This window comes from Methylobacillus caricis, from assembly GCF_020532705.1.
Taxonomy (GTDB): Bacteria; Pseudomonadota; Gammaproteobacteria; order Burkholderiales; family Methylophilaceae; genus Methylobacillus; species Methylobacillus caricis.
Genome location: NZ_JAJAVD010000001.1, coordinates 536,695 through 561,833 on the forward strand (window position 1 = coordinate 536,695; position 25,139 = coordinate 561,833).

24 protein-coding genes are annotated in these 25,139 nt (G+C 52.6%); 16 read left to right on the forward strand and 8 right to left on the reverse strand.

Going from position 1 to position 25,139, the window contains the following annotated elements:
* Positions 1–10: 10 nt before the first annotated feature.
* From rfaD to hrcA, 3 genes are all read right to left on the reverse strand, one after another.
* Complete coding sequence (rfaD, locus tag LG200_RS02610) at positions 11–991, reverse strand: ADP-glyceromanno-heptose 6-epimerase (RefSeq protein ID WP_226756041.1); 981 nt, start codon at positions 989–991, stop codon at positions 11–13.
* Between the two features lie 73 nt (positions 992–1,064).
* A complete protein-coding gene (gene hemH, locus LG200_RS02615; protein WP_226756042.1) occupies positions 1,065–2,099 on the reverse strand; it encodes a ferrochelatase in 1,035 nt (344 codons plus the stop codon).
* A gap of 51 nt (positions 2,100–2,150) precedes the next feature.
* Complete coding sequence (hrcA, locus tag LG200_RS02620) at positions 2,151–3,170, reverse strand: heat-inducible transcriptional repressor HrcA (RefSeq protein WP_226756043.1); 1,020 nt, start codon at positions 3,168–3,170, stop codon at positions 2,151–2,153.
* Between the two features lie 213 nt (positions 3,171–3,383).
* Here hrcA and LG200_RS02625 point away from each other — a divergent pair, with 213 nt between their 5' ends.
* Together LG200_RS02625 and recN are read left to right on the forward strand one after the other, a co-directional pair.
* Positions 3,384–4,247 carry an NAD kinase gene (locus tag LG200_RS02625; RefSeq protein ID WP_226756044.1) on the forward strand — a complete coding sequence of 288 codons (864 nt, stop codon included), beginning with the start codon at positions 3,384–3,386 and terminating at the stop codon, positions 4,245–4,247.
* A 6-nt stretch (positions 4,248–4,253) separates the two neighbouring features.
* Positions 4,254–5,915 carry a DNA repair protein RecN gene (gene recN, locus LG200_RS02630; protein ID WP_226756045.1) on the forward strand — a complete coding sequence of 554 codons (1,662 nt, stop codon included), beginning with the start codon at positions 4,254–4,256 and terminating at the stop codon, positions 5,913–5,915.
* 76 nt (positions 5,916–5,991) lie between these two features.
* Here recN and LG200_RS02635 read toward each other — a convergent pair whose 3' ends face one another.
* Positions 5,992–6,339, reverse strand: coding sequence for a helix-turn-helix domain-containing protein (locus LG200_RS02635; protein ID WP_226756046.1), 348 nt, complete (start codon positions 6,337–6,339; stop codon positions 5,992–5,994).
* Positions 6,340–6,529: 190 nt separating this feature from the next.
* On the opposite strand from LG200_RS02635, the gene bamE reads away from it, so the two are divergent.
* From bamE to LG200_RS02665, 6 genes are all read left to right on the forward strand, one after another.
* A complete protein-coding gene (bamE, locus tag LG200_RS02640) occupies positions 6,530–7,174 on the forward strand; it encodes an outer membrane protein assembly factor BamE (RefSeq protein WP_319004532.1) in 645 nt (214 codons plus the stop codon).
* A gap of 73 nt (positions 7,175–7,247) precedes the next feature.
* Entirely contained in the window at positions 7,248–8,057 is an 810-nt protein-coding gene (gene dapB / locus LG200_RS02645) for a 4-hydroxy-tetrahydrodipicolinate reductase (protein WP_226756048.1), read from the forward strand.
* Between the two features lie 206 nt (positions 8,058–8,263).
* Complete coding sequence (gene carA / locus LG200_RS02650) at positions 8,264–9,394, forward strand: glutamine-hydrolyzing carbamoyl-phosphate synthase small subunit (RefSeq protein WP_226756049.1); 1,131 nt, start codon at positions 8,264–8,266, stop codon at positions 9,392–9,394.
* A 3-nt stretch (positions 9,395–9,397) separates the two neighbouring features.
* The gene (carB, locus tag LG200_RS02655) at positions 9,398–12,604 is read left to right on the forward strand and encodes a carbamoyl-phosphate synthase large subunit (protein ID WP_226756050.1); all 3,207 of its coding nucleotides are present in this window, start codon (positions 9,398–9,400) and stop codon (positions 12,602–12,604) included.
* A gap of 84 nt (positions 12,605–12,688) precedes the next feature.
* Entirely contained in the window at positions 12,689–13,165 is a 477-nt protein-coding gene (gene greA / locus LG200_RS02660; protein WP_226756051.1) for a transcription elongation factor GreA, read from the forward strand.
* Positions 13,166–13,174: 9 nt separating this feature from the next.
* Positions 13,175–13,627 carry a DUF4149 domain-containing protein gene (locus tag LG200_RS02665; RefSeq protein ID WP_226756052.1) on the forward strand — a complete coding sequence of 151 codons (453 nt, stop codon included), beginning with the start codon at positions 13,175–13,177 and terminating at the stop codon, positions 13,625–13,627.
* Between the two features lie 63 nt (positions 13,628–13,690).
* Here LG200_RS02665 and yhbY read toward each other — a convergent pair whose 3' ends face one another.
* Positions 13,691–13,981 carry a ribosome assembly RNA-binding protein YhbY gene (yhbY, locus tag LG200_RS02670; RefSeq protein ID WP_226756053.1) on the reverse strand — a complete coding sequence of 97 codons (291 nt, stop codon included), beginning with the start codon at positions 13,979–13,981 and terminating at the stop codon, positions 13,691–13,693.
* Positions 13,982–14,024: 43 nt separating this feature from the next.
* Between yhbY and rlmE the strand changes: the two genes are divergently transcribed.
* The 5 genes from rlmE (at position 14,025) to LG200_RS02695 (ending at position 19,607) form a co-directional block, all read left to right on the forward strand.
* Positions 14,025–14,648 (forward strand): 23S rRNA (uridine(2552)-2'-O)-methyltransferase RlmE, encoded by a 624-nt coding sequence (gene rlmE, locus LG200_RS02675; protein WP_226756054.1) that lies wholly within the window; start codon positions 14,025–14,027, stop codon positions 14,646–14,648.
* Positions 14,649–14,727: 79 nt separating this feature from the next.
* Positions 14,728–16,620 carry an ATP-dependent zinc metalloprotease FtsH gene (gene ftsH, locus LG200_RS02680; protein WP_226756055.1) on the forward strand — a complete coding sequence of 631 codons (1,893 nt, stop codon included), beginning with the start codon at positions 14,728–14,730 and terminating at the stop codon, positions 16,618–16,620.
* Between the two features lie 70 nt (positions 16,621–16,690).
* Complete coding sequence (gene folP, locus LG200_RS02685) at positions 16,691–17,530, forward strand: dihydropteroate synthase (protein ID WP_226756056.1); 840 nt, start codon at positions 16,691–16,693, stop codon at positions 17,528–17,530.
* Between the two features lie 61 nt (positions 17,531–17,591).
* Complete coding sequence (gene glmM, locus LG200_RS02690) at positions 17,592–18,950, forward strand: phosphoglucosamine mutase (RefSeq protein ID WP_226756057.1); 1,359 nt, start codon at positions 17,592–17,594, stop codon at positions 18,948–18,950.
* A gap of 117 nt (positions 18,951–19,067) precedes the next feature.
* Positions 19,068–19,607 (forward strand): phosphatase PAP2 family protein, encoded by a 540-nt coding sequence (locus LG200_RS02695; RefSeq protein WP_226756058.1) that lies wholly within the window; start codon positions 19,068–19,070, stop codon positions 19,605–19,607.
* Between the two features lie 17 nt (positions 19,608–19,624).
* On the opposite strand, the gene LG200_RS02700 is transcribed toward LG200_RS02695, so the two are convergent.
* Positions 19,625–20,296, reverse strand: a complete 672-nt coding sequence (locus LG200_RS02700; protein WP_226756059.1) for a class I SAM-dependent methyltransferase — start codon at positions 20,294–20,296, stop codon at positions 19,625–19,627.
* A 131-nt stretch (positions 20,297–20,427) separates the two neighbouring features.
* A complete protein-coding gene (locus tag LG200_RS02705; RefSeq protein ID WP_226756060.1) occupies positions 20,428–21,261 on the reverse strand; it encodes a zinc dependent phospholipase C family protein in 834 nt (277 codons plus the stop codon).
* A 131-nt stretch (positions 21,262–21,392) separates the two neighbouring features.
* On the opposite strand from LG200_RS02705, the gene LG200_RS02710 reads away from it, so the two are divergent.
* Positions 21,393–21,761, forward strand: coding sequence for a diacylglycerol kinase (locus LG200_RS02710; RefSeq protein WP_226756061.1), 369 nt, complete (start codon positions 21,393–21,395; stop codon positions 21,759–21,761).
* A 13-nt stretch (positions 21,762–21,774) separates the two neighbouring features.
* Here the strand turns inward: LG200_RS02710 and LG200_RS02715 are convergent, their stop codons facing one another.
* A complete protein-coding gene (locus tag LG200_RS02715) occupies positions 21,775–22,494 on the reverse strand; it encodes a hypothetical protein (RefSeq protein ID WP_226756062.1) in 720 nt (239 codons plus the stop codon).
* A 110-nt stretch (positions 22,495–22,604) separates the two neighbouring features.
* On the opposite strand from LG200_RS02715, the gene LG200_RS02720 reads away from it, so the two are divergent.
* Both LG200_RS02720 and LG200_RS02725 read left to right on the forward strand, forming a co-directional pair.
* The gene (locus LG200_RS02720) at positions 22,605–23,807 is read left to right on the forward strand and encodes a glycosyltransferase (protein WP_226756063.1); all 1,203 of its coding nucleotides are present in this window, start codon (positions 22,605–22,607) and stop codon (positions 23,805–23,807) included.
* Positions 23,808–23,881: 74 nt separating this feature from the next.
* Positions 23,882–25,132: a D-amino acid dehydrogenase gene (locus LG200_RS02725; RefSeq protein WP_226756064.1), complete on the forward strand. Its 1,251-nt coding sequence runs from the start codon at positions 23,882–23,884 to the stop codon at positions 25,130–25,132.
* The last annotated feature ends 7 nt before the right edge of the window (positions 25,133–25,139 follow it).

Consider the following 25,139-nt stretch of genomic DNA (forward strand, 5'->3'; position numbering starts at 1 on the left):
TTTAATCATTTCAGCAATAGGGGTCGACTTGCATCAGGTAATTCTGCACGTAGTCACGCACCCCTTCTTCCAGGCTATGGAATGGCTGGGTATAGCCAGTGTTTCGCAGCTTTTGCATGCTGGCTTCGGTGAAGTACTGATACTTGCCCAGCAAGTCCTGCGGCATATCAATGTAATCAATCGAGGGGTCCTTGCCCATGCTGGTCATGACCGCTGTAGCCAGATCCTTGAAAGCACGTGCCTGTCCAGTTCCTATGTTGAATATGCCTGAGTGCTGTGATTGCTCCAGGAAATGGGCGATGACGGCTGCTGCATCTTTGACGTAGACAAAATCGCGCAGCTGCATGCCATCCTCAAAGCCTGCTTTATGGCTCTTGAACAGCTTGACCGTGCCATTGTCACGGAACTGGTTGAATGTGTGGAAGGCAACGCTCGCCATGCGTTCTTTATGGTACTCATTGGGGCCGTATACGTTGAAAAACTTGAATCCGCACCACTGGGGCGGGGTTGGGTTTCCTTCTACTGCCTGACGCAAGGCCCACTGGTCAAAGAATTGTTTGGAATAGCCATAGCCATTGAGGGGACGCAATTGGTCCACAGCAGACTCATCATCTTCATAGCCAAGTTCGCCACCGCCATAAGTCGCGGCAGAGCTGGCGTACAAGAATGGTATCTGACGCTCCGCGCACCAGCTCCATAGCATCTGGCTGTAGCGAATATTGTCCTGTACCAGTTTGTTGAAGTCCCGTTCGGTGGTGGCGCTGATGGCGCCCATATGGATGATGGCATCGATCTTGCCAGTCTTGGGTAGCCAGTCGAACAGCTCATCCTTGTCCAGATAGTTTGCATAGCGCCTGTGACAGAGGTTCTGCCATTGATCGGGATGAGCCAGGCGGTCAACTATCACGATGTCGTCGCGTTGCTGCACGGTATTGAGATGCCAGGCAATCATGCTGCCTATCATGCCTGCGCCACCGGTAATAACTATCATGTTTGAAATCCGTTTCTAGCTAATCCAGAATTATAACAAAAGCCAGGCTTTTCCGGCCCGGGCTTCTTTATCTTTACCTGGTGGTTACCCAGCCCTGAAGATTTTCCAGCGCAATCTCGCACATGGCCTTGATCCAGGTATCACGTTCATTGAGTGCAGGAATATAGTGATATTCACCACCTCCGGCTTCAAGGAAAAGGGTTTTTCCTTCCATGGCGATCTCCTCCAGCGTTTCCAGGCAGTCGCTGGAAAACCCCGGACACACTACATCCACACGTCTTGTTTTTTGCTTGCCCAGTTCCTCAACCGTAGGCGCGAAGTAGGGTTGTAACCATTCGGCAGCGCCAAAGCGGGATTGGAAGCAGATCAGGTATTGCTCTTCTGTTAATTGCAGCGCCTCGGCCAGTAATTTGCCAGTGGTTTTGCATTGGTAGTAATAAGGATCGCCCAAATCGCGTGTACGACGTGGCACGCCATGGAAGCTCATCAGCAATTTATCCGGCTTTCCATATTCAACCCAATGCAAGCGTATGCTTTCAGCAAGGGCTGCTATGTAGGCGGGATGGGTATGGTAGTCACGTATGGTACGGATTTCTGGCATGTTTCGCGTGCGGATCAGGGTGCGCATAGCCTCATCCAGGGCAGAAGCACTGCTGCTGGCTGCATATTGCGGATAAAGCGGAAACAGGAGAATCCGGTTACAGTTCTTGGCCTTGAGCGCCGCAATGGCAGATGCTGTCGAGGGGTTGCCGTATCTCATGCCAAGCTCTACTGCATAGGGCGACGCGATATGTTCGGTCAGGTAGCCTTCCAGCAGCTTAGCCTGCCTTTTGCTGTGCGCCATCAGTGGTGAGCCTTCGTTGTCCCATATCTGTGCGTACTTGTGCGCAGACTGCCTTGGACGGAGTATCAGGATCACGCAATTCAATATGAACCACCAGATCAGGCGCGGAATCTCAATTACCCGACGGTCACTGAGGAATTGCTTCAGATAGGGGCGTAAGCCCCTGGCAGTGGGCTCGTCAGGGGTTCCGAGATTCATGACCAAAATACCCGTGCGCTCAGGCTCCTGTTGCGGAATTGTGGGTTCTTTCAGGTAAAAGGACATCGGTTCTCCGGTATGGTGACGATAGCAGCATTAGCCTGGCGAATGGCTAGGCTAGCTATTGGACAATGCATTGGAAAGAAGTTTTGCCGTGATATCGACAATCGGGATCACCCGTTCATATGCCATCCGGGTGGGGCCGATGACGCCAAGTGTGCCCACAGTCTGGCCATTGGCTTCATACGGTGCCGTAATCATGCTGCACTCGTCCAAGGGCAGGTAGCCTGACTCGCCCCCTATGAATATCTGTACACCTTCGGCACGCTGGCTGTTGTCGAGCAGTTGCATGAGTGATGTGCGGCGCTCGAAAATTTCAAATAGTTTGCGCAGGGAGCTGACATTGGTAGATAGGTCGTGCACGTCCAGCAAGTTGCGCTCCCCTGCAATCACCATGCCCTCCTTGCTATTGTTGGCTGTTTTGCTACTGGCTTCCAGTGCTGCCGCCATCAGGCGTGTCATGTCGGACTGCATTTCTTGCAGTTCTTCATGCAGTTTTTGCTTTACCTGCTCAAAAGTGCTGCCGGCATAGTTCTGGTTGAAGAAGTTGCTGGCTTGTGTGAGCTCGGAGGAGGTATAAGGTTTTTCAGCCATGATGATACGGTTTTGTACCGTACCGTCGGCAGTGACGATAATCACCAGGATGCGTTTTTCCGATAGAGGTAAAAACTCCAGATGGCGGAAGGCAATGCTTTGGCGTTTGGGAATCATCACCAAGCCGGCAAACCTAGTAAGGTTTGACAATAGTTCAGCGGCAGCGTTGATCAACTCCTGGGGGTCGGGTGAGGACAGCTCATTCTGGAGACGCCGGATTTCCTGGGACTGCAGAGGCTGCACAGTGAGTAATGAGTCGACAAACAAGCGATAGCCACGCTGGGTGGGGATGCGTCCTGCGGAAGTGTGCGGGCTGGCGATAAAGCCGTGATCCTCAAGCTCTGACATGATGTTGCGTATGGTTGCAGGGCTGAGGTCCAGGCCTGATGCCAGGGAAAGCGTGCGTGAGCCTACGGGCTGACCATCACTGATATAGTGGTCAATCAGGGTTTTCAGCAATACCTGTGCGCGTTTGTCTAGCATGTTGTAATGATATTGGGGTTGGGCGCTCGAATTCAATGATTGTGACCGATATCGCCAGCGATTGATGCTGGGCCGGAAAAATTATGCGATAGCCGCTAAATGCACGCAATCAAAATATATATGGAAGGATTTATTCCTTCAAATATGGTGGCATGCCATATGAGTCTCGTTTGAGGGTTTTATGTGCCAGCCTTCTATGATTTAATGCCAGCCATGAAAAGCGTATTCCAGACTGTCGCCCTCATAGGCAAATACATGAACCCGGAAACCCGGGAGCAGATATTGACTCTGGCAAGATTCCTTGCCGAACGGCAGGTCGGTATTTTCATAGAGGAAAAAACGGCAGAGCATTCGGAAATCAAGGGATACACGACCCTTAAGCTGAGCGCGATAGGGGCTTATGCCGACCTTGCCATTGTGCTGGGCGGCGACGGTACCATGTTGACGGTGGCCAGGGCGCTGGTGGATTATCAAATTCCCCTGGTCGGCGTCAATCGTGGCCGTTTTGGTTTTCTCACAGACATTAATTCGGACCATATGCTGGAGAGCGTGGCGCAGATTCTTGGAGGTGAGTTCCAGACAGAGCAGCGCATTTTGCTGGAGGCTTCCATTTTGCGCGATGGCAAGATGACAGGTCAGGGATATGCGCTGAATGATGTGGTGGTCAATAAGAATGGCTTAGCCCGCCTCATTGAGCTTGAGATTTACATAGACAAACATTTTGTCCAGAAGCAGCGCTCGGATGGCCTGATTGTGGCAACCCCTACTGGCACGACAGCCTATTCCCTGTCTGCAGGGGGGCCAATATTGCATCCGACACTGGATGCGATTGCGCTAGTGCCAATTTGTCCACATACGCTGAGCAACCGGCCTATTGCGATCAATAGTGCGAGCGAGGTGGAGATTCATGTCGTGCATGCTGAAGATGCCAGCGTGCATCTCGATGGCCAGATGAAGATGGCCTTGCAGCCTGGAGATAAGGTTCATGTGCGGCGTGCAAACAACACTATTACCCTATTGCATCCACCAGGGCACAATCATTACGACGTATTACGCGAAAAGCTGCATTGGGGCTGATGATTTATGCTGCAAACTCTTTCTATACGTGACTTTGTTATTGTCGATTCGCTGGAGCTGGACTTTAAGCCGGGATTCACTGTGCTTACTGGAGAAACCGGGGCTGGTAAATCCATATTGATTGATGCTCTGTCGCTGGTGCTTGGTGCTCGTGGAGAAGGGGGTATTACTCGTGCCGGCACTGAAAAGGCTGAAATTAATGCGGTGTTTGATATTGCAGCGTTGCCGGGCTTGCAGGCATGGCTGAACGATAATGAAATTAGCCTGGATGAATCGCAATTGTTGTTGCGGCGGGTGATTTATGCGGATGGCCGCTCACGTGCGTTTGTAAATGGATCTGCTGCAACCGTTCAGCAGTTGCGGGAAATAGGCGAGTTTCTGGTAGATATCTATAGTCAGCATGCCCACCACTCCTTGCTGAGGGCGGCTTACCAGCGCCAGGTGCTGGATTCATATGCGGGCTTGGGTGGCCTTGCGTTGGATGTGGCGAAGGCCTATCAGGATTGGCAAATCCTTTATCGCAAACGCGTGGATGCTGAGCGGAATGCAGAGGCCTATGCTAACGAATTGGCCGAATTGCGTGACCAGGTACGGGAGCTGGCCGAATTGGCACCATCCGCGGAGGAGTGGGAGCCCTTGCAGCAGGAGCATCTGAGGCTGTCCCATGGCGCCAGCATACTGGCGGGTGGGGAAGAGTGCCGGGAATTGTTGAGTGAAGGCGAGCTGGCTGCAGTCAGGCAATTGAGCCGGGTGCACCATAAGCTACAGGAGCTGAAGGAATATGATGGTGGCTTGCAGGAAGCATTGGATACGCTTGATAGCGCCCTGATCCAGCTTGAAGAGACGGATCGTTTCCTGAATCGATATCTTCAGCGGGCTGACCTTGATCCTGAGCGCCTGGCTGAAGTAGAGGCACGCATCCATGCATTGCATGCGATTGCCCGAAAATATCGCGTGCGTCCTGAAGAGCTTTCAGGGTTATTGGCTGGCTGGCAAGCCCGCATGGATGAGCTGGGTGGAGCCACTGATAACGGGCAGCTTGTGCAGGAAGAAGCAAGCGCCAGAAAACACTACGATGACTTGGCTGCGCAATTGAGCGCAGGCCGCAAAAGGGCTGCTGCTCAACTGGGAGTCGGCATCACGCATGAAATGCAACGTCTCTCGCTGGGTGGTGGCAGGTTTGAAGTGGCATTGCTTGAACAGTCTCCCTCTGCCTATGGTAATGAGCAGGTTGAATTTCTGGTGGCAGGCCATGCAGGTGTTGCTTCCCGGTCTTTATCCAAGGTGGCATCTGGTGGGGAGTTGTCGCGGATCAGCCTGGCCATTCGAGTAGTCACTGCCCAGCAAGGGGATATCCCGACCATGATCTTTGATGAGGTGGATGTGGGTATCGGTGGCGGCGTGGCCGAGGTGGTTGGCCAATTATTGAAGGCGCTGGGAGTGCAGCGCCAAGTGTTGGTGATTACGCACCTGCCACAAGTGGCCGCACAAGGCAGGCAGCACTTGCGGGTAAGCAAGGGTATGGTTGAGGGTCAGACGCTGAGCCATATTACAGTGCTGGGTGATGCAGAGCGGATCGAGGAAGTCTCGCGTATGCTGGGAGGCGTTGAAATCACTGAAACCACCCGTCAACATGCCAGCGAAATGCTGGCCGCTGGTGCGGCATAATTGGCATACTAGCGGTTGTTGCACAAATGTTTGCCATTGGCTTTGATAGGACAGGCAGATTTAAGTATCTATGAGTCTAGTCCTTAAGGGCGCAGGGCGGATTTTGTAAACATCGTATTATGTATGCGAATGGTTTTGCACCTCGAACCGCGTTCGGTCGGGTTTTCTTCTGGCGTTTCCGATTCTCCTGGTTGAGCCCAAACACGGTCTTGCCGCTTTTAAAGTGATGGCGAATCAGCAAGTCTGTTTGTTCAAACGGTGTAAACGCAGTAGCCGGGTCTACATTCTTGCCAGTTCTCAGCAGTAGCTTATAGACCCTTAACTGAAAGAGCCTGTCCTTGCTTGCCCCAGGCAGGCCCAGCACCTTGATATGTTTCAAGATTGCTTTCAGGCCGGCATTTTTCAATTCTTCTGGATCACACATATTTTATTTGCTATGTGACGGGGAGTTGTTCAGTGGCTGGTGAGTGTCATGGTATATTAACGCCATTTCTTGCCAAAGCTATGGTGTGATGCGTCATATAATCCTTTTAGCCGTGCTGTTATGCACGGCCTGCAGTTCAGCCCTGCCTTCTTTTAAACCTTACAGAATGGACATCCAGCAAGGCAATGTCGTGACATCGAAAATGATGTTGCAATTGCGTCCTGGCATGACCAAGTCCCAAGTCAGGTTTATTATGGGCACGCCATTGATACAGGATAGTTTCCATAAGAATCGCTGGGATTATTTTTACCAGATGCGTAAAGGCGGGAAGATCATTGAGCAACGCCGCGTCATCCTGGAATTTGATAACGATGCACTGAAGAGTGTGCGTGGCGACGTGATTCCTGCTGCACCTGGCGAAACTTCCGTTGAGGCTCCCCCAGCAGCACCTATTATTGTTGAGCCTAAGGCGCCTGAGAAAAAGGGTGGCTTGCTTGATGCTCTGATGTTCTGGAAGAGTGACGAGAAAAAGGCAGAAGAGGCGGCTGAAAAGCCAGCACCAGCACCGGAGAAACCGACAACAGTCCTGAGTAAGGATAACGCGAAGGAGCCGACCAAGGTGGTGCCGGAATTGATCTCCCCTGAGGCAAGTCCAAGTCCTGCTGTTCCGGCAGCCAAGCCTGCTGGCCGTAGCAATCCGGCACCTGTTGATCCTGCCGCGTCTGGTGCAAGTCCTACCAAACCTGCTCCGGCCGAAGAGGTGGATGAAGATGACTTGCCGCCTGAAGATGAGCCTGGCTATTTCGAGCGCATGCTGGAAAAAATAGGTTTTTAATGTTTATTTTTGGGGGCTAAGCCAGGATCGGCTTGGTTCGATATTGATAACCCATTGAAGAATATAGTCTGAAATGCAAAAGATAGTGATTGCCGGTTGTTCCGGTCGAATGGGTCATGCCCTGCTTGAGGGGGTGTTCGGGGATGCAGGCCTGATGCTGCATGGGGCATTGGATCGTGCCGACAGTCCGCAAATCGGGCGTGATGCAGGTGAGCAGTTTGGCCGTGTCAGTGGTGTCAAGGTTACTTCGGACGTAGTGTCTGCCATTCAAGGGGCGGACGTGCTGGTTGACTTTACGCGTCCGGAGCCCAGTCTTGAATATGTTGCTGCTTGCCGTCAGGCGGGAGTCAAGCTTGTGATTGGCACTACAGGGTTTACCGCCGAACAAAAACAGCAGATAGAAAATGCAGCGAAAGATGTGGCTATCGTATTTGCGCCCAATATGAGCGTGGGCGTGACCTTGCTGATCAACCTGGTGCAATCTGCGGCCAAGGTGCTGGCGGAAGGTTATGATGTGGAGATCATAGAGGCCCATCATCGATACAAGGTGGATGCCCCATCAGGGACTGCCTTGCGCTTGGGTGAGGCGGCAGCTTCGGCATTGGGGCGCAATCTTGATGAGTGTGCGGTGTATGGCCGCGAAGGCGTCACTGGTGAACGGAATGCAAACACCATAGGTTTCGCCACTGTACGCGGTGGAGATGTGGTGGGGGATCACACTGTGTTGTTTGCCGGGATAGGTGAGCGTGTGGAACTTACGCACAAGGCATCCAGCCGTGCCACTTTTGCCTTGGGGGCGTTGCGTGCAGGAAAATTCCTGGATGGCAAGCAGTCTGGACTTTATGACATGCAGGATGTCCTGGGTTTGAGAAGCCATGCCTGATTTTCTGCCTGATATCGGGTGTTTGGCGTAGTGTAATTCGATCTGGCCGCCAAAAATTCTTGGGTGCGCGTTGAAGCCGGGTGCGCTTTAGGCTATAATTTCACAAATACATTCAGGCGGGATGAGCGGTTGCTCGTCCCGCTTTGCACATCCGCTTTCCGTGCTTGTAGTGGCACGGAATATCAAACAGTTACAAGGAGTTAGAATTGCCACAAACCCCAGCCGTACTTGTGCTTGCAGACGGGACAGTGTTCAGGGGCATTTCAATTGGTGCCTTGGGCCAGACAGTAGGCGAGGTAGTATTCAATACCTCAATTACCGGCTATCAGGAAATTCTGACCGACCCTTCATATACCAAACAAATCGTCACCCTGACCTATCCGCATGTCGGCAATGTAGGTGTGAATGTGGAGGATATCGAGTCTGATCGTGTGTATGCCAGTGGTCTGGTGATTCGCGATCTGCCGCTGGTTGACAGCAACTGGCGTAGTGAAAAAAGCCTGGCGGAGTATCTCACTGAGAACAATGTAGTTGCCATTGCCGATATTGATACACGCAAGTTGACGCGTATCCTGCGTGAAAAAGGAGCGCAGGCGGGCTGTATTGTCGCTGGTGATGTGGACGAGGTTCGTGCGCTCGAGCTTGCGCGTGGCTTCCCCGGCCTGGCTGGCATGGATCTGGCAAAGGTGGTCAGCCGCAAGGAGGCTGGCAGTTTCGAGTCCGGAGAGTGGAAGCTGGGCTCTGGTTATGAGCAGTCTGGTTCATCGGCATTCAATGTGGTGGCGTTTGATTATGGTGTCAAGCACAACATACTGCGTATGTTGGTAGAACGGGGCTGCAAGGTCACTATTCTCCCGGCAGAAGCGACTGCTGCACAGGCATTGGCCTTGAAACCCGATGGTATTTTCCTCTCCAATGGTCCCGGTGATCCTGAACCATGTGATTACGCGATCAGCGCGATCAATACCTTGGTGGAAACAGGCATTCCCGTGTTTGGCATCTGTCTTGGCCACCAGTTGCTGGCGCTTGCCAGTGGTGCCAAGACTGTGAAAATGAAGTTCGGCCATCATGGCGCCAACCACCCAGTGCAGGATGTGGATGATAAGCGAGTGTTCATTACCAGCCAGAATCATGGCTTTGCGGTAGATCCTGATAGCTTGCCTGGCAACCTCAAAACTACTCACGTTTCACTGTTTGACGGCAGCCTGCAAGGGATTGCCCGTACCGACAAACCTGCCTTCAGCTTCCAGGGCCATCCTGAAGCCAGCCCCGGCCCGAATGAGATGAGCTATCTATTTGACCGCTTCATCAACTTGATGGAACAGCAAAAGCAATAAATTATGGCAAAACGTACAGACATCAAATCCATCCTCATCATCGGTGCCGGTCCTATCGTGATCGGCCAAGCCTGTGAGTTCGACTATTCCGGTGCGCAGGCCTGTAAGGCATTACGCGAAGAAGGGTATCGCGTCATTCTGGTCAATTCCAATCCGGCCACTATCATGACCGACCCGGAAATGGCCGATGCCACTTATATTGAGCCCGTGACCTGGCAGATTGTCGAAAAAATTATCGACATTGAGCGGCCTGATGCCCTATTGCCTACCATGGGCGGGCAGACTGCATTGAATTGTGCGCTGGATCTCGCCAAGCATGGTGTACTGGACAAATACAATGTTGAGTTGATTGGCGCTTCCAAGGAAGCGATCGACAAGGCCGAGGATCGCGAGAAGTTCAAGACTGCCATGACCAAGATAGGTCTGGGGTCGGCACGCTCAGCGGTTGCCCACAGTATGGAAGAGGCGCTGCAAGTGCAGGCTTCTATCGGATACCCTGCGATTATTCGCCCTTCCTTTACCATGGGCGGCAGTGGCGGTGGTATTGCCTACAATCGTGAAGAATTCATCACCATCTGTGAGCGTGGCCTGGAGGCCTCCCCTACCAGCGAGTTGCTGATTGAGGAATCGTTGCTGGGGTGGAAAGAATATGAAATGGAAGTTGTCCGTGACAGCAAGGACAACTGCATCATTATTTGCTCAATCGAGAACCTTGATCCAATGGGCGTGCATACCGGTGACTCAATCACCGTGGCTCCGGCCCAGACACTGACGGACAAGGAATACCAGATCATGCGCAATGCCTCATTGGCAGTGCTGCGCGAGATCGGCGTGGATACCGGCGGTTCCAACGTACAGTTTGCCATCAACCCTGACGATGGGCGCATGATCGTGATCGAGATGAATCCTAGGGTATCGCGTTCATCTGCGCTGGCTTCCAAGGCAACGGGTTTCCCGATTGCCAAGGTGGCGGCCAAGTTGGCTGTTGGTTTTACGCTGGACGAGTTGCGTAATGAAATCACTGGCGGGGCCACTCCTGCGTCGTTTGAGCCGACCATTGATTATGTCGTGACCAAGGTGCCACGTTTTGCTTTCGAGAAATTTCCGCAAGCTGACTCACGTCTGACTACGCAGATGAAGTCTGTGGGTGAGGTCATGGCGATTGGCCGTACCTTCCAGGAGTCATTCCAGAAGGCCTTGCGTGGGCTTGAGGTGGGCGTGGATGGCCTAGATGAGAAAACAGATGATCTGGATGAAATCCAGAAGGAGCTTAGTGAGCCTGGTCCTGAGCGTATCTGGTATGTAGGGGATGCCTTCCGCGCCGGGTTAACCGTCAATCAGGTGTTTGACCTGTCTAAGATCGATCGCTGGTTCCTGGTCCAGATTGAAGACATCATCAAACGCGAACAGGCACTGAAGGGCCGCCATCTAGCAGACCTTGATAGGGATGCCCTTTGGCAGCTAAAGCGTCGCGGGTTTTCTGACAAGCGCCTGGCCAAGTTGCTTGGTACTGACCAACATGCAGTCCGTGCCTATCGCCAGGCACTCAATGTGCGCCCGGTCTATAAGCGCGTTGATACCTGTGCTGCTGAGTTCTCTACAGATACTGCCTATATGTATTCTACTTATGAGGAAGAGTGCGAGGCGCAACCTACCGACAAGAAAAAGATCATGGTGTTGGGCGGTGGGCCTAACCGTATCGGCCAGGGGATAGAGTTTGATTACTGCTGTGTGCATGCAGCGTTTGCCATGCGCGAAGATGGTTATGAAACCATCATGGTTAACTGTAATCCGGAAACAGTATCTACTGACTACGATACTTCCGATCGTCTCTATTTTGAGCCGCTGACGCTGGAGGATGTGCTGGAGATTGTTGCTCTGGAAAAACCTGTGGGCGTCATTGTGCAGTACGGCGGGCAAACACCGCTCAAGCTGGCTCGCGACCTGGAAAAAGCCGGTGTGCCCATTATTGGTACCAGCCCTGATGCGATTGACCGTGCTGAAGACCGTGAGCGCTTCCAGCAGATGCTGCAGCAGGAAAACCTCAAGCAACCGCCTAACCGCACGGCACGTACGCCAGAAGAAGCTATCCGCCTAGCGCTTGAAATCGGCTATCCGCTGGTGGTTCGCCCATCTTATGTGCTCGGTGGCCGTGCCATGGAAATTGTGCATGAGCAGTCCCAGCTGGAACGTTATATGCGTGAGGCGGTCAAGGTGTCCAATGAGTCACCTGTATTACTTGACCGTTTCCTGAATGATGCGCTTGAAGTGGATGTGGATGCATTGTCTGATGGTGAAGATGTCATCATAGGCGGCATCATGGAACACGTTGAACAAGCTGGTGTGCATTCTGGAGACTCAGCTTGCTCCCTGCCTCCATACAGCCTTTCCGCCGCAATGCAAGACGAGTTGAGGGCGCAGACCGTGAAAATGGCCAAGGCGCTGGGCGTGGTGGGCCTGATGAATGTACAGTTTGCCATTCAGGGCGACACCGTCTACGTGCTTGAAGTCAATCCGCGTGCCTCGCGTACCGTGCCATTTGTATCCAAGGCATGCGGCCTGCAGCTTGCCAAGATTGCAGCCCGCTGCATGACTGGTCGCAAACTCAGGGACCAGGGTGTCACTCACGAGGTGGTGCCGCCTTATTACTCAGTGAAGGAAGCGGTATTCCCCTTCATCAAGTTCCCTGGCGTGGATACCATCCTTGGACCTGAAATGAAGTCCACAGGGGAAGTGATGGGAGTAGGCAAGACTTTTGCCGAGGCTTTCGTGAAGTCCCAGTTAGGCTCAGGTACCAAATTGCCCAAGAGTGGCAGGGCCTTCATCAGTGTACGCCGCGAGGATCGCGAGCGCGTGGTGGAAATTGCCCAGGCCTTGGCGGACCTTGGCTTCCAGTTGGTGGCTACTCGTGGCACCGCAAGTGCCCTGGTTGATGCTGGCTTGAAGGTCACGCCAGTCAACAAGGTGGCTGAAGGCCGTCCGCATATTGTGGATATGATCAAGAACGGTGAAATCAGTTTTATCGTTAATGTGACTGAAGACAAGCGCGCCGTGGCCGACTCCTATGAGATCCGGCGTAGTGCCTTGCAGCAGAAAGTGACTTACTATACGACCCTGGCAGGAGCCAAGGCTGCCTGCATAGGCATGGCTCATATGCAGGAGCTTGAAGTTCAATCACTGCAAAGCTTGCACAAGCAACTGCCTAAGTAATAAGATAATGCTTACTGGAACCACGCCTGGACCGCAGGTGTGGTTTTTTGTTTTATTAAGTTTCGGAAATTCAGGGAATAAAAAATGAATCAAATTCCAATTACCGTCAAAGGTGCCGAATTACTCAAGGCAGAATTACAGCGCCTGCGTAGTGTGGACCGTCCCAATATTATTCAGGCTATCTCCGAGGCACGTGCACAAGGCGACCTTTCCGAAAATGCAGAATATGATGCTGCCAAAGAGCGTCAGAGCTTTATTGAAGGCCGGATTGCCGAAATCGAAGCCAAGCTTTCCAATGCGATGGTGATTGATCCAAAGACATTGAATGCTGAAGGTCGTTGCGTATTCGGTGCAACGGTTGAGCTGGAAGATATGGATAGCGGTGATGTCTCGACTTACCAAATCGTGGGCGACGACGAGGCAGATATCAAGGGTGGCAAGATATCCATAGGTTCGCCGATTGCGCGTGCCCTTATCGGCAAGGTTGAAGGCGATGTAGCCGAAGTCATGGCACCCGGCGGCTTGCGTTCCTATGAAGTATTGAATGTACAGTACATCTAGGTTGCCGACATGAACCACTGGTCTGACAAGCTGACATTGATTGTGATCACGCTATGGGTGGGCGCCCTATGGACGGTAGGCTATCTGGTTGCTCCTGCTCTGTTCCATCAGTTGCCTAACCGGCAGCTTGCCGGCACTATTGCAGGCAGGCTGTTTGAAATTGTGGCTTATGTCGGCTTTGCCAGTGCATTTTATTTATTGCTGCACAGGCTGGCGCGCTTCGGCACGGCAGCGCTCAAGCAGGGCTTCTTCTGGGCAGTATTTGTCATGTTGTTGCTGACATTGGCCGGTCATTTCGGCATACAGCCCTTGATGGCTGCCCTCAAGGCTCAGGCCATGCCTGCAGATGTCATGAATAGCGTATTTGCCAGCCGATTTAAAACCTGGCACGGCGTGTCTAGCGTGGCTTACCTGATTGAAAGCCTGTTGGGGCTGGTGTTGGTATTAAAGGCGAGGCAATAATAAGCAAAGCCGCTAACGATCATGCTTGTTAGCGGCTTCAAGAGCAGGTGGGATGGTACAGAATTACTTTTTGGGGATAACAATTTTGGGCTCTTCCGCCTGGCGATAAATCACCAGTTGCTTCCCGATGTGATGGATAGCCGCAGCACCGGTTTTTTCACAGATTTCTTCCAGTATTTGAACTCGTGCAGCACGGTCGTCACCAAATACTTTGATCTTGATCAGCTCGTGGGACTTGAGGCTGACTTCAATTTCTTTCAAGACCTGTTCCGTCAGGCCGTTATTACCAATCACCACCACAGGATGCAGATTGTGACCAAGGCCACGCAGAAAGCTAATTTGTTTGGAATTCAATTTTAAGTATCTTGTTGATTCGAAAAGGCTCGCAGTTTAGCAGATGAAACGCAGACCTACCAGCAAAGCATGGTTGCAGGAGCATGTGAATGACGAGTACGTCAAGCGCGCGCAACGTGATGGCTATCGCGCGCGCGCGGCCTATAAACTCCTGGAAATCGACGAAAAGGACCAGTTGATCAAGCAGGGCATGACTGTGGTGGATCTCGGTTCTGCCCCCGGCAGCTGGTCCCAGGTAGCAAGACACAAGCTGCAGGACCATGGGCGTGTGATTGCGCTGGATATCCTGGATATGCCGCCTATTCCCGGTGTGGAGTTCATTCAGGGGGATTTCCGCGAAGAGACGATACTGGCTGAGTTGGAAAAAACTTTGGGCGGCAAGCAGGTAGACCTTGTAATTGCCGATATGGCCCCCAATATCTCAGGTATCAATGTAGTAGATCAGGCCAATGCGGCTTATCTCACGGAATTGGCACTTGAATTCAGTCGTGAATGGTTGAAACCGGGTGGTAATTTTCTGGTCAAAGTTTTCATTGGTTCCGGTTTTGATGAGATTGTGCGTGAGATGCGCGATAGCTTTGAAAAGGTGGTCACGCGCAAGCCAAAAGCCTCACGGGGCCGCAGTAGTGAAGTATATCTTCTGGGACTTAAACGTAAGCCTGCCTAGTGTTTCAAGAGTCAGGCATTGCGGGCAAAATAGGTTTAGAATAAGGCAGTGAATTCCCTCATGAATAAGGAACGGGACTTTGAATAACATCGTAAAGAATATTGCTATCTGGCTGATCGTGGCGCTGGTACTGATGACAGTTTTCAACCAGTTCGGCCCCAAGAGCATTTCCGAAAGCCAGGTGGTTTACTCCCAATTCATCAATGAGGTGAAAGAGGGGCGTATAGCCAAGGTGACTATCGATGGACGGGTATTGCGCGGCGTGACCAATGAAGGCCGCAAGTTCAATACCTATGCGCCTTCAGATCCATGGCTGGTATCTGACCTGCTCAAGAATAACGTGACTGTCGAAGCGAAGCCTGACGAAGAGCCTTCACTGCTCATGAATATTTTCGTGTCCTGGTTCCCAATGCTGTTGCTGATTGGTGTCTGGGTCTTCTTTATGCGCCAGATGCAAGGTGGGGGTAAAGGCGGGGCGTTCTCTTTCGGCAAGAGCAAGGCGCGCCAGCTGGATGAAAACTCCAACCACACTACCTTCGCTGACGTGGCTGGTTGTGATGAAGCCAAGGAAGAAGTCTCTGAGCTGGTCGAATTCCTGCGTGATCCTACCAGGTTCCAGAAGCTGGGAGGGCGTATTCCTCGCGGTGTCTTGATGGTTGGGCCTCCAGGGACTGGTAAGACTTTGTTGGCCAAGGCGATTGCTGGCGAAGCCAAAGTCCCATTCTTCACTATTTCCGGTTCCGACTTTGTTGAAATGTTTGTCGGTGTGGGCGCTGCCCGTGTCCGTGATATGTTTGAGCAAGCCAAGAAAAGTGCACCTTGCATTATCTTTATTGATGAAATTGATGCCGTGGGGCGTCATCGTGGTGCAGGTACCGGCGGCGGCAATGATGAGCGTGAACAGACATTGAATCAGATGCTGGTGGAGATGGATGGCTTTGAAGCCAACTCAGGCGTGATCGTGATTGCTGCAACCAACCGTGCGGATGTACTCGATAAAGCCTTGTTGCGCCCAGGCCGTTTTGACCGGCAGGTGATGGTTGGCTTGCCGGACATCCGTGGCCGCGAGCAAATTCTCAAGGTGCATATGCGCAAGGTGCCTATTGATACAGACGTGCAGGCAGATATCCTGGCACGTGGTACCCCTGGTTTTTCAGGCGCGGACCTCGCCAACCTGGTGAATGAGGCAGCATTGTTCGCGGCACGCCGCAACAAGCGCACTGTAGATATGCAGGATTTTGAGGATGCCAAGGACAAGATATTCATGGGTCCTGAGCGCAAGTCCATGATTATGCGTGAAGAAGAACGCCGTAACACAGCCTACCATGAATCCGGCCATGCTGTTGTTGCTGCCTTGTTGCCGCATGCTGATCCTGTGCACAAGGTCACCATCATGCCTCGTGGTTGGGCACTCGGCCTGACATGGCAGTTGCCTGAGCATGATCGTATCAGCAACTACAAGGACAAGATGCTGGAGGAAATCTCCATTCTGTTCGGTGGGCGGATTGCTGAGGAAATCTTCATGCACCAGATGTCTACCGGGGCGTCCAATGATTTTGAGCGTGCTACCAAGATAGCACGTGACATGGTGACCAAGTACGGTATGTCGGATGTGTTGGGTACCATGGTCTATGCTGGTAACGAACAGGATTCCATGTTTGGCAGCATGTCCGCCAAGACCGTGTCGGAAGCGACCCAGCAGAAGGTGGATGCGGAAATCCGCCGGATTCTTGACGAGCAGTATGCGGTAGCCCGCAAATTGTTGGAGGAGAACCGCGACAAGGTTGAAGCCATGACGGCGGCACTGCTAGAGTGGGAAACCATAGATGCCGAGCAGATCCGCGACATCATGGATGGCAAGCCTCCTCGTCCGCCCAAGGTTCCGGTAGTCAGCAATAAGCCTGCTGTCGATAATGACCATGGTGGTGGTACCACTACTGAGCCTACTCCCCAGCCAGCAGCAAAAACCTGATTTATTAACTTTCTAAGAGGCCACAAGACACTCGACAGCAACTATTCGAGACTTGTGGCTTTTCATCGTCATGATCAACACCGTTAATTTTATCTGTGGCCGCTATCAGCTGGACCTGAGCCATGCCCATGTCATGGGTATCGTCAATGTCACTCCAGACTCTTTTTCCGATGGTGGGCGCTATGCATCCACAGGGCTTGCGGTTGCCCATGCACGGCAACTGGTGGCTGAAGGGGCAAGCATCCTGGATATCGGCGGTGAGTCCACTCGGCCCAACGCGATACCTGTCAGCCTTGATGAAGAGTTAAGCCGCGTCATTCCGGTGATCGAGCAGTTGGCATCCGAAGTCGATGTGCCGATTTCGATTGATACCTATAAACCGACAGTGATGCGCGAGGCAGTGAATGCCGGGGCCGCTATTATCAATGATATTCGTGGCTTGCAGGAACCTGGCGCCCTGGAGGCTGCAGCAGCAGGCAATGCTGGCATATGCCTCATGCATATGCAGGGATCACCGCAGACCATGCAGATAGAGCCTTATTATGATGATGTTGCACAAGAGGTGAAAAACTTTTTACTGGAGCGCCTGCAGGCAGTGCAGGAGGCTGGAATTGTTCCGGAGCGTATTGTTTTGGATCCCGGTTTTGGATTTGGCAAACGTACAGTGCACAATATTGCCTTGTTGCAGGCATTGCCTGAGATACTGACCCTGGGACGACCCTTGTTGGTGGGACTTTCACGTAAGTCGATACTGGGCCAGATAGTTGGGAGCGATGTAGACCAGCGGCTGCATGCGAGTCTTGCTGCTTCGGTGATTTCTGCCATGAAGGGAGCAAGCATCATTCGTGTGCATGATGTCAAGGCGACAGTGGACGCCTTGAAGGTGGTCAATGCTGTCCTGGCAGCATGACTGAGCCTCAGTCCGGACCATCGATCAAGCAAATCAATAGAATTTTAAGACAGATAACATAATGAGCAGAAAATATTTTGGTACCGATGGTATACGTGGCCGTGTGGGCGAGTTTCCTATTACCCCGGATTTTGTCATGCGTTTGGGATATGCGGCCGGCCGCGTGTTGACGCGTATGGATCATCATCTGGTGCCTGGCACCAAGCCTACCGTCATCATTGGCAAGGACACGCGGATTTCAGGCTATATGTTCGAATCTGCACTACAGGCAGGCCTTTGTGCTGCCGGGGTAAATGTCCGCTTGACCGGTCCTTTGCCCACTCCGGCAATAGCACATATCACCCGTGCTCAGCGAGCCCAGGCTGGCATCGTGATCTCTGCGTCACATAACCCGTTTGAGGACAATGGCATCAAGTTCTTTTCTGCCCAGGGGGCAAAGTTACCCGATGAAGTGGAGCTCGAGATTGAAGAAGAGCTGGACAAGCCGATGGAGCTGGTGCTTTCCGAGCAACTGGGGCGCGTGAAGCGTATTGATGATGCTGCAGGCCGTTATATCGAGTTCTGCAAGAGCACTTTTCCCAATGCACTGGATCTGCGCGGCCTGAAAATCGTGTTGGATTGTGCCCATGGGGCCACCTATCATGTGGCACCGCCGGTGTTTCATGAGCTGGGCGCTATGGTGACCAGCATTGGCAACCAGCCCAATGGCCTCAATATCAACCTAAATGCAGGATCCACTCATCCTGAGGCATTGTGCAAAGCAGTCGTGGCGGAGCAAGCGGACCTGGGTATCGCCTTTGACGGTGATGGCGATCGTGTGGTCATGGTCGATAGTCATGGCAACCTGCTAGATGGCGACCAGTTGCTCTACATCATCGCCATGCATAGAAAACAGCGCGATAGGCTGGGGGGCGGGGTAGTGGGCACATTGATGACCAACCTGGCTTTGGAGCACGCCCTGGCCAAGGCAGAGATTCCGTTCCAGCGCGCCAAGGTGGGTGACCGGTATGTGCTTGAACTGCTGAATGCCAATGGTTGGCAGGTTGGAGGAGAGAATTCCGGGCATATCCTCTGTCTGGACAAGCATAGTAGTGGAGATGGCATTATCGCTGCGTTGCAAGTGCTGTTTGCCCTCCATGCCTCCAATCAAACTCTTGCACAACTGCGTGCCAGTCTGCCACTTTATCCGCAGGTATTGATCAACGTCAAAGTGGCGCAGCGGCTTAACCTGGATGATAATGCCGAGGTGCAGGCGGTTGTAAAGGCAGCAGAGCAAACGCTGAATGGCAGCGGACGCGTGTTGTTGCGTGCTTCCGGTACCGAACCCAAAATCCGCGTCATGGTGGAAGGCCAGGACCGGGCATTGGTACAGGAGCTGGCAGAACAGATCGCTGCTGTCGTCAAGCGAGTGACGAGCTGACGCATACCTGAGATTAAGTTTGCACTGGTAACCGCCGCATGCGGTTACCAGTCCGCTGTCATGATAATTTCAGCTAACTGCCACAGGTTTGTCACAGCTTCATGTGATTCTGCATGCATGCAAAACCGCCTGCTTACTGATTATCTTGATCGCATCAGTGCCCTCGACAGTGCGCTGTGCATCAAAGTCAACCGAACCAGTCACTATCGAATGGTCAGGTGGATGTTTCGCCTGGTCAGCCGGTTGGGTGATGGAGTATTCTGGTACGCTGTTATGTTCGGGATATTGCTGGCTCATGGCGAAAAGGGTCTCTTGCCTACTTTGCATATGATAGCCGTTGGCCTGTTTGGAACCCTGCTTTACAAATGGCTGAAAGGGAAAACCCTGAGGCCGAGGCCATATGAGGTGCACCAGGATATCTGGTTGGTTGGCAAGCCTCTGGACAGGTTCAGTTTTCCTTCTGGACATACCTTGCATGCAGTGGCTTTCAGCTTCGTTGCCCTTTCTTACTATCCTGAGCTTGGCTTGCTCCTGATACCATTTGCTACCCTGGTGGCAATGTCGCGGGTGATCCTTGGCCTGCACTATCCCAGCGATGTACTCGCCGGGGGGGCGATAGGGGCGCTGGTAGCCTCTTTATCTTTCCTGCTGCTGTAGGATCTACACTAGGCGCGCTATGCATCCCGCAATAAATGGGAAGCCCAGGATGGAATTTCGCGCCAATACGCATGAAATCCACTAGAGAAGCTGCCAAATTTAAAGCCTTCTCTTTCACCCAGCAATACCAGGCTCCGTTTCGAGAACAGGCTGATATGGCCATTTCTTGGTGCTGCGTACCACCAGCCAAGGCGTTGTCCAGGGATGATGCTCTCGTCTGAAGTCAGGGTGCTGAAGAGAATGATTCCATGCCGTGCCAACAGCTTGGAAAGCCGGGTGACCAGTGGCCTGACATCGGGTACATGCTCAAATACTTCATAAGCAGTAATCAGGTCGAACTTGCCCAGACTGGTGGGATCAGTGTCATGATTGACAAAAGGATCATAAGAGCTTGAGTCCCAACCGTCGTGCTTCAGCAGCTGACTCATGAGCCCGCTGCCTCCTCCATAATCCAGGTGCCGGAATTGATCTTTTTGCGCTCCCAGCATGCTGACCATTCCTTTCGCGTTCGCCTGAGGACGTACGTCTACGTACTCAGGATCAACCAGGATATAGTCTTCGTTATAGATATGGTTGCCGTAGTCTTCAGCTGTCCATGAAGAAAATTCCGGTGCGAAACAGAAATTGCAAGCAGTGCAACGATAATAATAGATAGGCACACAGGCTAACGGCAAAAACTTTCCCCGCATTTCCTCGCATGACTTATTGAAATCAACTACATCAAAGGCTGAGGATGCGCTATCGCATACGGGGCAGGGTATAGGCTGGGACATAGTGATGGTTTTGAGTTTAGATTAGAACCCCTTCACTATAGCCCTTCCTAAGAGAAATAATCAATTGGGCTGGCGTGACGCCTTTTAAGGCTGAGGAGGCAATGTTTGCGCCATTGCTGCATTTGTTCTTTCGTGATGTGGTTGAGTTCAGGTTCCCACAGCGGTCGTTCACCCTGCAGCATGGCCCCGATATGATTCAGGGCTGTCTGGGTCCTGGCAATATAGAAGGCAAAATTCCTGAACAGCCGTTTATCCAGCAGGCGCATGCCATGGTAAATCATGCCCGGCAAGCGTGAAAGGCGGAGCAGGCGGTCGGCATCAGCAAGCGTGCTCATGGCTTTGCTGACCTGTAGCGGCGTACAGTTGAACTGCGGCGCGATAAAGCGGCTGATAGAGCTCCGGTGCTTGCGTAATAAATAACCAGGAGAACAGTCAGTGAGGGGCGCCAGATAGGCATCCATTGCCCATTCTGAACCTATATGCGTCAGCATGCTGTTTTCTAGCCACATGGCTTCATGGGCCGGGACAAAGTGGTTATGGGCGATGACATCTATATATAGATGGCTGGCGTAGCCGATGGCGATGGCTGTTTCTTCATCGCTGCGCGAGCTGGCCAGTAGTTGGTGCGCATTTTCCCAATAGTGGGTATGGCTGAAGCGCCGCGAGATAATGGCCAGGTCTGGCAGACAGGCACCTGCCATGACGAGTTCCGGAAATTTCCTAATGGCTGCCTGCAGTCTGGGATCAAGCAATGGCATGGCCCATAATAGGGATTGTGCAAAATAGACGTGGGTGACCAATCCCCAGGCTTGGGCATCCGCACTGAAGCTGGCGAAAGGTGCCAGCCAGAATATTTTCTGTAACAGCTTGCTGGATCTCATGCGGCATAATGTGCGCTTTGGTCGTGAACGGTTTATGGCAGGGACATGACTTTATTGTGACAATGGCGGCATGCTGGCGCTATTTGCTATACTGCGGCGCTTGTTAGCCATCGCATCATTTTGAGGAATTCATGGAAAGTCCGTACAAGGGTAAGACAGGCTTGCGCCGATTGATCAATGCTTTCAGCTATTCCATGGATGGAATCAAGGCAGCCTATCGTAACGAGGATGCTTTCCGCCAGGAGGTGACGCTCGCGGTGATATTGATTCCGCTAGCGCTTTATCTTGGCCAGGATGCTATGGCCCGGGCGTTGATGATAGGCAGTGTGTTCCTGGTGATCATTGTTGAGTTGCTCAATTCTGCGATCGAGGCAACCGTGGATCGTATTTCTCTGGAAAATCACCAACTGGCCAAGCGTGCCAAGGATATTGGCAGTGCTGCTGTATTGTTGACCTTGGTGAACCTGGTAGTCGTCTGGGGTTTGCTTGTTTTTGGCTAGCCATTCACAGGCCTTACCACAGGGGTGCTGAAAGCAGGCGCAAGCCTATGCTGAACCAGCGCTCCTCGGTCTGGGTGCCAAGGCGGTTGCCATACGTGGTGTCGACCTGCACCCGGTCCGGGATGATCCAGTATCTCAATCCGGCCTGGTAATATGGCCGTGACCTATGGTCGCCAAATGTCTCGGCGATCAATTCAAGGTGATGGGGCAGCGGAATTTCTGAGCCTATGCCCCACGTCATGTTGGTGCGGCTGAGTTCCTTGTCATGCAGTGCTCCCAAATTGGTATGCAGGATCAGCTTGTCGCTGAAGAATGAGGCGCTGATGGGCATGTAGGCATAAGCATTGCCGATCATGCTGGAATTGTTGTCCAAACGGGGATGCCGGGCGTAGCCGACTACCAATCCATAACCATAGCCATTGGTTTCCAGCGGCTTGAATAGCGTTTTGGCCTGCATGGCAATATCCGTATTCTCCGAGGCCCGCTCTTCCCGGGTGATGGCACCACCAAATGAGAGCTCTAGTCTTTCGCCCACATTGCAGCCTGGCAATGCCCAGTATTCCATGCTGCCGCGGTTTCTTTTCACCCAGGACTCCAACTGGCAGCTTTTGGGATCCACCACGCGAGCATCATCCGTGACCATGGGGCGTGCCGCAAAGACGGCGGGCGAGCACAATACCAAGGGGATGCAAAGACTGTAGCCGGCAAGTAAATTGCTAATGCGAAAAGTCATGGCGTCACTCTAAAGAAAAAATATGACGGATGTATGGCAGTTCATCGAAGCGTCATAATCCATGCGTATCTTCTTCATATGCATTTCTAGTTCCTTTGGAGAGGGATCGCGTGAAGATTCTATTTATTTCCGATGTATATTTTCCCCGTGTGAATGGAGTTTCAACTTCTATCCGCACATTTGTCCACCAGATGCGGGACATGGGGCATGAGGTACACCTGATTGCACCGGACTACGGTATTGTGACTGAGGATGAGGCCTGGATCAAACGCGTACCAGCCCGTCAGATCTATTTTGATCCTGAAGATCGTCTCATGCGGTATGGTGCAGCCCTCAAGATGCTGCCCGAGTTGCGTAATGAGAATTACGATGTCATTCATATCCATACGCCATTTGTTGCCCATTATCTGGGGCATAGGCTGGCGCATTTGCTGGATATTCCGTGCCTGGAAACCTATCACACCTTTTTTGAGGATTACCTGCATCATTATCTGCCGTGGATTCCTCAAAAGATGGCGCGCAATCTCGCCATTACTATTTCCAGGCGCCAATGCAATGCCGTCAATGCCGTGGTAGCGCCTTCCCAACCCATGCTGAATGCATTGAGGAGCTATGGAGTGAAGGCCAGTGCGGAAGTGATACCCACTGGTTTGCAAGCCAGGAGTTTTGAGGCGGCAGACGGGGAAGGCTTCCGGGATCGATATGGCATTGCTCGTCATCGTCCGGTGGCCTTGTTTGTCGGACGGGTCGCGTTTGAAAAAAACATAGACTTCCTATTGCGTATGTCCAGCGAGCTGAGACGCCAGCAACCAGATATGCTGCTGGTGGTGGCTGGGGAAGGGCCTGCAGAAAAACATCTGCATGAGCTCAGCCAGAAACTGGAGCTTGCCGGCAATATCAAGTTCATCGGCTACCTTGATCGCAATACGGAGCTGAATGCCTGCTATCGTGCGGCCGATGTCTTTGTCTTTGCATCCAAAACAGAAACACAGGGCCTGGTGCTGCTTGAGGCGATGGCGCAGGGCGTGCCCGTGGTTGCCTTGGCTGAGCTGGGCACCAAATCCATCCTGATTGAGGGCGAGGGCGCCATGATTGCCCCGGAAGATGAGCGCATATTTGCGGCCAAGGTATTCAGCCTGTTCTCAAATCCAGGCAAGCGTGCCAAGCTGGGTGAGGCAGGAAGAAATTATGCAGCCAAGCGCTGGACATCGCGTATGCAGGCAGAACGCATGCTGCAGTTTTATCAGCGCGTATTGAGCCGCGATGCATTTCATGCGCTGCATGTGGATACACTGAAGGTCAAGGGCGGTTAACCATAGCCGATTCAATATATTTCTAAGCCGGTCTTGGTGATAAGCTAGCCTCATCTGTAATTGGGGAGGGTGGCGTGCGCATCATTGTGATGGGAAGCGGCGTAATCGGTGTGACGACGGCCTGGTATCTTGCCGAGGCAGGCCACGAGGTGACGGTGCTGGATCGCCAACCTGGTCCGGCGCTTGAAACCAGCTATGCCAACGCCGGGCAAATATCCCCAGGATATGCCGGCCCCTGGGCTGCTCCAGGTATTCCGCTCAAGGCGCTGAAATGGATGCTGCGCCGCCATGCGCCATTGTTCATACGTCCTGATGGTACCTGGCAACAGTTGCGCTGGATGTGGCATCTTCTGCGGAACTGCACTGCAGCACGCTATGAACAGAACAAGGCACGTATGGTGCGCCTGGCGGAATATAGCCGTGATTGCCTGGATCAACTTCGGCTGGAAACGGGCATTGCGTATGAAGGCCGGCAACGCGGAACCCTGCAGCTCTTCCGTACCCAGGAGCAGCTTGATGGTGCAGTGCGTGATATTGAGGTATTGCGCTTTGCCCATGTGCCGTTCGAGTTGCTGCCGAGATCACTACTTTCCAAGGCAGAACCAGCGCTGGAGCGTGCCAGCCATAAACTGGCTGGTGGTTTGTGGCTGCCACATGATGAGACTGGCGATTGCTACCTGTTTACCATCCGCCTTGCCGAGATGGCAGCTGACAAGGGGGTGAGGTTTCTCTACGGGCAGGAAATCGACCATCTTGATATTGAGTCAGGCCAGGTTGCAGGCGCGGTCGTGAATGGAAAACACATGCATGCAGATGCCTATATTGTTGCGTTGGCAGCTTATTCCACGGGGTTTTTGCATGATGTCATCCATTTGCCAGTCTACCCGGTCAAGGGTTATTCAATCACGGTTCCCATTGTTGACGAGACTGTTGCTCCGGTATCGACAATATTGGACGAAACCTACAAGACGGCAGTGACACGTTTTGACCAACGTATCCGCATTGGCGGCATGGCCGAGCTGGTTGGCCTTGATCGCCGTCTCAGCCCACGGCGGGAAGGTACATTGAAAATGATTATCGATGACCTGTTTCCCGGCGCGGCCGACCTTAGCCAAACCAGTTTCTGGGCCGGGTTGCGCCCAATGACGCCTGATGGAACGCCGATTGTGGGGGCGACCCATCTTCCCAATCTATACTTGAACACCGGCCACGGTACATTGGGATGGACCATGGCCTGCGGTTCGGGAAAGCTGCTTGCGGATATCATGTCAGGGCGTGAGGCAGACATCAGATATGATGATCTGGGCCTACAGCGCTATTATTAATGCTCAA

Excerpts from the sequence above, each read along its gene's own strand:
- rfaD (WP_226756041.1), bottom strand. The coding sequence starts at position 991 with ATGATAGTTATTACCGGTGGCGCAGGCATGATAGGCAGCATGATTGCC.
- hemH (WP_226756042.1), bottom strand. The coding sequence starts at position 2,099 with ATGTCCTTTTACCTGAAAGAACCCACAATTCCGCAACAGGAGCCTGAG.
- hrcA (WP_226756043.1), bottom strand. The coding sequence starts at position 3,170 with ATGCTAGACAAACGCGCACAGGTATTGCTGAAAACCCTGATTGACCAC.
- LG200_RS02625 (WP_226756044.1), top strand. The coding sequence starts at position 3,384 with ATGAAAAGCGTATTCCAGACTGTCGCCCTCATAGGCAAATACATGAAC.
- recN (WP_226756045.1), top strand. The coding sequence starts at position 4,254 with ATGCTGCAAACTCTTTCTATACGTGACTTTGTTATTGTCGATTCGCTG.
- LG200_RS02635 (WP_226756046.1), bottom strand. The coding sequence starts at position 6,339 with ATGTGTGATCCAGAAGAATTGAAAAATGCCGGCCTGAAAGCAATCTTG.
- dapB (WP_226756048.1), top strand. The coding sequence starts at position 7,248 with ATGCAAAAGATAGTGATTGCCGGTTGTTCCGGTCGAATGGGTCATGCC.
- carB (WP_226756050.1), top strand. The coding sequence starts at position 9,398 with ATGGCAAAACGTACAGACATCAAATCCATCCTCATCATCGGTGCCGGT.
- greA (WP_226756051.1), top strand. The coding sequence starts at position 12,689 with ATGAATCAAATTCCAATTACCGTCAAAGGTGCCGAATTACTCAAGGCA.
- LG200_RS02665 (WP_226756052.1), top strand. The coding sequence starts at position 13,175 with ATGAACCACTGGTCTGACAAGCTGACATTGATTGTGATCACGCTATGG.
- rlmE (WP_226756054.1), top strand. The coding sequence starts at position 14,025 with ATGAAACGCAGACCTACCAGCAAAGCATGGTTGCAGGAGCATGTGAAT.
- folP (WP_226756056.1), top strand. The coding sequence starts at position 16,691 with ATGATCAACACCGTTAATTTTATCTGTGGCCGCTATCAGCTGGACCTG.
- glmM (WP_226756057.1), top strand. The coding sequence starts at position 17,592 with ATGAGCAGAAAATATTTTGGTACCGATGGTATACGTGGCCGTGTGGGC.
- LG200_RS02695 (WP_226756058.1), top strand. The coding sequence starts at position 19,068 with ATGCAAAACCGCCTGCTTACTGATTATCTTGATCGCATCAGTGCCCTC.
- LG200_RS02700 (WP_226756059.1), bottom strand. The coding sequence starts at position 20,296 with ATGCGGGGAAAGTTTTTGCCGTTAGCCTGTGTGCCTATCTATTATTAT.
- LG200_RS02705 (WP_226756060.1), bottom strand. The coding sequence starts at position 21,261 with ATGAGATCCAGCAAGCTGTTACAGAAAATATTCTGGCTGGCACCTTTC.
- LG200_RS02710 (WP_226756061.1), top strand. The coding sequence starts at position 21,393 with ATGGAAAGTCCGTACAAGGGTAAGACAGGCTTGCGCCGATTGATCAAT.
- LG200_RS02715 (WP_226756062.1), bottom strand. The coding sequence starts at position 22,494 with ATGACTTTTCGCATTAGCAATTTACTTGCCGGCTACAGTCTTTGCATC.